Source organism: Streptomyces sp. NPDC045956 (assembly GCF_056430705.1).
Window position 1 is genome coordinate 1 of the sequence record NZ_JBWKKZ010000014.1, and the last position, 5,972, is coordinate 5,972.

6 protein-coding genes are annotated in these 5,972 nt (G+C 72.6%); 1 reads left to right on the plus strand and 5 read right to left on the minus strand.

Annotated elements, in window-relative coordinates:
* The 5 genes from AC07FV_RS30305 to AC07FV_RS30325 all read right to left on the minus strand — a co-directional run.
* A partial coding sequence (locus AC07FV_RS30305; protein ID WP_279617129.1) for a biotin carboxylase N-terminal domain-containing protein occupies window positions 1-96 on the minus strand: 96 nt, incomplete at its 3' end.
* A 58-nt stretch (window positions 97-154) separates the two neighbouring features.
* Window positions 155-958 carry an AfsR/SARP family transcriptional regulator gene (locus AC07FV_RS30310; RefSeq protein WP_479090658.1) on the minus strand — a complete coding sequence of 268 codons (804 nt, stop codon included), beginning with the start codon at window positions 956-958 and terminating at the stop codon, window positions 155-157.
* A gap of 128 nt (window positions 959-1,086) precedes the next feature.
* Window positions 1,087-1,869 carry a 4'-phosphopantetheinyl transferase superfamily protein gene (locus AC07FV_RS30315; RefSeq protein WP_479090660.1) on the minus strand — a complete coding sequence of 261 codons (783 nt, stop codon included), beginning with the start codon at window positions 1,867-1,869 and terminating at the stop codon, window positions 1,087-1,089.
* 121 nt (window positions 1,870-1,990) lie between these two features.
* On the minus strand, window positions 1,991-3,658 hold the full coding sequence (locus tag AC07FV_RS30320; protein ID WP_479090662.1) for an MFS transporter: 1,668 nt from the start codon (window positions 3,656-3,658) through the stop codon (window positions 1,991-1,993).
* Between the two features lie 144 nt (window positions 3,659-3,802).
* Window positions 3,803-5,086, minus strand: a complete 1,284-nt coding sequence (locus AC07FV_RS30325) for an alpha/beta hydrolase (RefSeq protein ID WP_479090664.1) — start codon at window positions 5,084-5,086, stop codon at window positions 3,803-3,805.
* 165 nt (window positions 5,087-5,251) lie between these two features.
* Here AC07FV_RS30325 and AC07FV_RS30330 point away from each other — a divergent pair, with 165 nt between their 5' ends.
* Window positions 5,252-5,842 carry a TetR/AcrR family transcriptional regulator gene (locus tag AC07FV_RS30330; RefSeq protein ID WP_383649100.1) on the plus strand — a complete coding sequence of 197 codons (591 nt, stop codon included), beginning with the start codon at window positions 5,252-5,254 and terminating at the stop codon, window positions 5,840-5,842.
* Window positions 5,843-5,972: the final 130 nt, after the last annotated feature.

Sequence of the window (5,972 nt, forward strand, 5' to 3'; positions counted from 1 at the left end):
CGCGTAGACGGCCACGCTCGCGATCCCGGCGTCCCGGCAGGCCCGGGCCACGCGGACAGCGATTTCGCCACGGTTGGCGATGAGCACCTTGCGCATGTGCGCTCCTCGGTCGGGACAGTGATCGGGTGACGGCTTCATTCGGTCCCGCCGCTTTTCAGCAAGCACTCGGGAGTCGGCCGACGGAGGGCGCCCACTGCCAGGAGGGCGGCATTCTGAGCGTGCTCTCCTCGCCACCGGAAAGAATGTCCTGCTGCATCTGCTGAATGGCGCGGGACGGGTCCAGGCCGAGTTCTTCCTGAAGAATTCCGCGGAGTTCCTGGTAGGCGTGGAGCGCGTCCCCGCGGCGGCCGCTCAGGTAGAGGGCGTTGATGAGCTGGCCGTGCAGCCACTCGTTGAGCGGGTGACGCACCACGAGCCGCCGCAGCTCGGCCGCGAGACCGCCGTGCCGGCCGAGCCGCATGTCCGCCTCGATCCGCTGTTGCAGCACCCGCATGTACATCTCCTGGAGGTGCTGGACGTGCTGGGTCAGCACGGGGCCGCACGGCACGTCGGTCAGCACACCGCCGCCGCACAGCTCCAGGGCCCGGGACAGGGCCCGGGACGCCTCCTCGGTCTCTCCGGCCCGCAGCAGCGTCTCGCCCTGCCGGGCCAGCCGGAGGAAGACCTCGGCGTCGACCTGCTCCGGTACGGCGCGCAGGACGTAGCCCGCGGACCAGGTGTCGACGAGGTTGGCGGTGGCGCGGTCGTCGATCGCCCGGGAGAGGATCTTCCTGAGGTGGTAGACGTGCGTACGCACCGTGGAGAGCGCGGTCTTCGGCGGGTTCTTCCCCCACAGTTCGTCGACCATGAGGCCGTGGGACACGACCGATCCGGGCTGCATGACCATCATGGACAGCAATTGGCGGACCTTGGGGCCGCGCGGCACCGGAACGCTCTCGTTGTTTACTCGTATTTCCAATGGGCCGAGAACACTGAACGTCAACACTTATTTCCCCCGCTGGACTCGCCTTGTATTACGGGCACCAACGGAATGCGAGCCTTCCATCCGCCGCGGCGGCGGGGCAAGGAAGTGATCCCAAGGTTGACCTAGAGCACATCGAAGGGGGCCACCGACGGCGCCCCGCCCGGTCGGCGGTCCTCGGCGAGCACGGCCACCGAGGTCATGACGTGGTGGCCCGGCAGCAACCGTACCCAGCCCGCGAGCCGTGAACCGGACGGCAGCAGACCGTGGGTGAGGTGCGCGTGGAGCCTGCTGCCCGCGACCCTCAACTCGATGTCGTGGAAGACGGGTTCGGGGCGGCCGAGGGCGGACAGGGCCTTGTAGACGGCCTCCTTGGCCGAGAAGACGACCGCCAGCCGGCTCTCCGGGCGGCGGGCCTGCCGGACCCATGCCCGTTCGTGCGGGGTGCACACCAGCCGTTCCGCGTCCCGGCCGAGGCGGTCGGTGCGCTCCAGGTCCGTGCCGGTGGCGAGGACCTGGGGGTGGACGCTGGCGAAGCACGCTCCGATGTGTCCCACGCAGTGGCTGACCGAGCCGCGGACCCCGGCCGGGAACACGGGCCGCCGTCCGTCCCGCAGTACCGGACCGCCCACCCGCAGCGCCCCCAGCGCGCGGGCCGCCGCGGCCCGTCCGGCGACGAAGTCGGGGCGCCGGGCGGGCGGCAGGGTGTTCGCCAGTCGCGTCTCCTCGGGGTGGAGGGACAGCGGCGTCCGGTCCTCGTCGTACCGGCACAGGGCCAGCGCCGTGGCCGGCAGGGGGCCGAGCAGCAGCGTGTCGGTGAGGTCCGCCGCGGTGCCGGGCTCGTGGGGGCCGTGCGGGCCGCGGGGGTGGGCGGTGCGTGGCACGGGGAGACGGGCGGTGGACGGCATGGCGTGCTCCTGCGGGCGGGCCGGTCGGGGCGCCCGGTGAGGTACGCCGGGCGCCCCGAGGCGGGGAGGACTCGTGGTCGCGGGGGAGCGGACGGGCCGGTGGGGGCCCGCCGCGCGCCGCTCAGACCCTCGCGTCCGCGGACTCCCGCGGCGCGGCCTGCTCGTTCGACGCGCTCTCGTCGGCCGGGAGCGTCCCCTCGGTCGAGGCCGTGTCCGTGTCCGTGTTCGGCGCGGTCTTCCCGGTGTCGTCGGCCGAGGCCTCGGGCGCCGGGCGGTCGGTGAGGATGAGGTGCAGGACCAGCGCGCTGACCAGGCAGACCACGACCGTGCCCCAGAGGACGACCTGGAAGCCGTGCGTGTAGCCCTGGCCGAGGAAGTCGGTGAAGGCCTCGCGGCTCGCGGCCGGCACCTCGTCGGCCACTCCGTCCACGTTGCCGCTGGAGACGCTGTCGGTGACGCTGCGGGTGGTGAGGTCCGTGCCCTCGGTCCAGCGGCCCAGGCCGTCGGAGATGCGGCGCTGGACGAGGGACATGAGGGCGGCGACCATACCGGCGACCGCGACCGCCTCGGTGGCCAGGCGGATGGTGTTGAACATGCCGCTCGCCATGCCGACCTTGGCCGGGGGGACGGTGCTCACGGCGGCGCCGTCCATCAGGCCGTAGATCAGGCCGATGCCGATGCCGACGAGCATCAGCGGTCCGGCGAGCCCGAGCAGGCTGATCCCGGGGTGGACGGTGGTCAGCCAGGCGAGGCCGGCGGCGACGAGGACCAGGCCGCCGCTCAGGATGGGCCGGATGGAGACGCCCGCCTGCACCAGGCGCCCGGAGACCAGCGGGAAGGCGAGCACCGGCGCGGTCAGCAGCAGCATCGTCAGGCCGGCCCCGCTGTCGGAGAGCCCGTTGGCGCCGACCAGGTACGAGGGCAGCAGCACCATCAGGCCGACGAAACCGAAGGAGACGGCGGTGGCGAGCAGGTTGACCGCCATGAACCGCGGTTCGGCGAACAGGGAGAGGTCGAACATCGGGAACCGCTGGCGGCGTTCGACGAGGACGAAGCCGGCCAGCAGCAGCACGCAGCCGGCGAACAGGCCGAGGACGCCGGCGCTGCCCCAGCCCCAGGCCGGGCCCTGGATGACACCGAGGGTGAAGCAGCACAGCGCGAGGGTGAAGGTGACCGTGCCGACCCAGTCCACGGCGTGCGCGTCCGGGTTCTTGGACTCCTGGAGCAGCTTCAGCCCGAGCATGGACGCCACGGCGATGGCGAACTGCACCCAGAAGATGGAGCGCCAGCCCAGTTCGGACACGAGCAGACCGGAGCTGGTCGGGCCGACGGCGAGGCCGGCACCGATGGTGACGCCGACGTAGGCGAAGGCCTTGGTGCGGGCGGCCCCGTGGAACATGTTGGCCATGACCGACACACCGGCGGTCATCATGGCCGCGGCGGCCACGCCGGCCACGCCGCGGGCGGCGTCGAGGATCAGCACGTTCGTGGCGAGGGCGCCGATCAGCGCGGAGACGGCGTACAGCACGACGCCGAAGGAGAAGACCCGCTTGCGGCCGATGCGGTCGGCGATCGAACCGGCGGCCATCATGAAGCTCGCGGCGGTGACGTTGTAGGCGTTGACGACCCAGTTCAGCGGTACGACGCCGGCGTCGAGGTCGCGGCCCATCGCGGGGAGCGCCACCGGGGCGCTGCTGAGGCCGTAGGGGACGATGAAGACGGCCAGGCACAGGGCGAAGATGGTGAGGCCCGCGCGGGGCGGTGCCTCGGGGGTGGCGGCGGCTGCCATCGAAGCTCTCCTTGATCTCGCTTGATCTCGAACGGTGAGGAGGGGCGGCAGGAGGACGGGGGATGGACTCCTGCCGCCCCGGTCTGCGGGGGTGCTCCGCCCCGGTCTGCGGGTGCTCCGCCCCGGGGTGGGGGCGGGTTGCGGTCAGGCCTGGCGTCGGGGCAGGCCGCGCAGGAACTGGGCGAGCGTCTGGAGGAAGCGGTTGTCCTCCCACTGGGCGTACACGACGTCCTGGTGGGTGAGCGCCGGGTCGGAGAACAGCGACAGCTCCGGGATGCGGCTGGCGGCGGTGACGGCCGCGGCGGCCTGGCCGGTGGTGCCGTTGGTCAGCCCGGACTGGAAGGTGTACAGGGGGACGTCGATGGCCTCGGAGTGGGACAGGCGCAGGCCGAGCATGCGGGTCAGCTCGGTCTCCTTGAAGTCGATGGCCGCGACCAGGTCGAGCATCACGCGGCCCAGCGTGTACCAGAGCCAGGCGCCGGGACGGGGGCCGGCGAAGGCCTCGGCGACGGTGCGCAGCCGGGTGGGGCCGCCGTCGACCCAGGAGCCGTCGTCGTCGAGGTGGCCCGCCTGCACGGAGTACGAGGGGTGCGCGCTCGCGGCGTCGACGAGCCGGCCGAACAGGCCCGCGTTGGTCAGCTTGCCGTCGGTGCGGAACTGCTCGGGGACGCGGTCGGCGAGCACCGCGGGGCCGTCGGGGTCGGCCAGGGCGTGCCCGGCCGCGAGCTGGAACCAGAGGGCCGCCGACTCCGGCCGGTCGCCCAGGCCGGTGGTGGTGCTGGTGAAGTCCTCGAAGACGGCACCGGACTCGATCGCGGCGAGCCATCCCTTGGCCGCCTCCAGCGGCAGGTCGAACTCCATGCCGGCGCCCGAGTAGGCGTTGAGGACGCCGCCGTCGACCACGGCCAGACCGGCCAGGTCGCGGTAGCCGGGGGTGCCGTCGAAGTCCCACGCGGCGTACAGGAGCGCCTCGCTGCCGCCCACGGACACGCCGCCGAGGACCACGTCGCGGCGGCCGCCGTCCGAGGCCTCCCGGACGACCCGGCGCACGTCCTCCAGCAGGACCTCCAGGCCCCACTGGGCGGCGAAGGCCGAGGCGGCCGGGTCCTGCACCTGGTAGTGGCCGCCCAGGTAGTACTCGGTGGCCTGCTCCGGGCTCTCCGCGAAGCCGGAGAGGTCGGCGAGGTTCTGCTCGCGCCGGTCCACCGCCCACACCTGGAGGTCGTCCCCGGCACTCGCGAGGGCCCGCGCGGTGTGCCGGAAGACCCCGGCGCCGCCCTCGCGGCCGCCGAGCAGGACCAGGACGCGGCGGGCGTCCCGGCGGCCGACCTTGAGCACCCCGACCCGCTGCGCCTCCGCCGGGCCGGCGGCCTGGACGCCCTGCACGTAGTCGTACGCCTCGATCCAGTCCTGCTGAGCCTGCGACATCTCGATTCACTCCTCAGTAGTTGCATGTCTGCCTCGAACCGCGACATCAACGTATCAGAGAAGGAGCTAGATGCAACACTGGTGATGCAACTAATCCTTGTCTTGCAACTTTGGTGTCACCTAAACTGGTGGAAGACCCATCCGCGACCGAGAGGCGGCCACGACGTGACCGAGACGACTACGAGGGATCGGCCGCTGCGCGCCGATGCCGAACGGACCGTGCGGACGATCCTGGAGGTGGCCGAGCGGGTGCTCGGCGAGGACCCGACCGCGAGCCTCGCCCAGATCGCCGCCGCGGCCGGCGTCGCCCGCACCACGCTGCACCGCCGCTTCGCCTCGCGCGAGGCGCTGATCGACGCGATGGCGGTGCACGCCTTCCGGCAGGTCGAGGAGGCCATCGACGTCGGCCGGCCGGAGACGGCCCCGCCGCTGGTCGCGCTGCACCAGATCACCGCCAACGTGATCCAGGTCAAGAGCGGCTGGCGCTACACGGTCGGGCAGCCGCAGCTGCGCGCGCCGGAGGCCGTCGCCGCGCACGAGCGCATCTTCGCCAAGGGCCACGTCCTGCTCGACCGGGCCCAGCAGGCCGGTCTGCTGCGCCCCGACGCGGATCTCGAGTGGGCCCGGCGGGTGTACCACGCCCTCATCGAGCAGGCCATCCAGGTGCAGGCCGAGACCTCCGCCGACCCGGACACGCTGGCGGCCTCGGTCGTCGACACGCTCCTCGGCGGACTGGGCGGGGGGAGCCGGTCCTGACACCCCGGCCGGGACACGCAGCAGGGGGGGGGGAGGAAGCAGGGGGGGTGCGGCTTTGCGTGTGGGGGGTGCTTGGTAGCCCAGGGCACCGCCGCCCGAGGAGCAGATTTTCGTGCCCCTCCCAGCGTTT

What these genes read in the sequence shown, in the direction of transcription:
- AC07FV_RS30320 (WP_479090662.1), bottom strand. Translation starts at nt 3,658, where the DNA reads ATGGCAGCCGCCGCCACCCCCGAGGCACCGCCCCGCGCGGGCCTCACC.
- AC07FV_RS30325 (WP_479090664.1), bottom strand. Translation starts at nt 5,086, where the DNA reads ATGTCGCAGGCTCAGCAGGACTGGATCGAGGCGTACGACTACGTGCAG.
- AC07FV_RS30315 (WP_479090660.1), bottom strand. Translation starts at nt 1,869, where the DNA reads ATGCCGTCCACCGCCCGTCTCCCCGTGCCACGCACCGCCCACCCCCGC.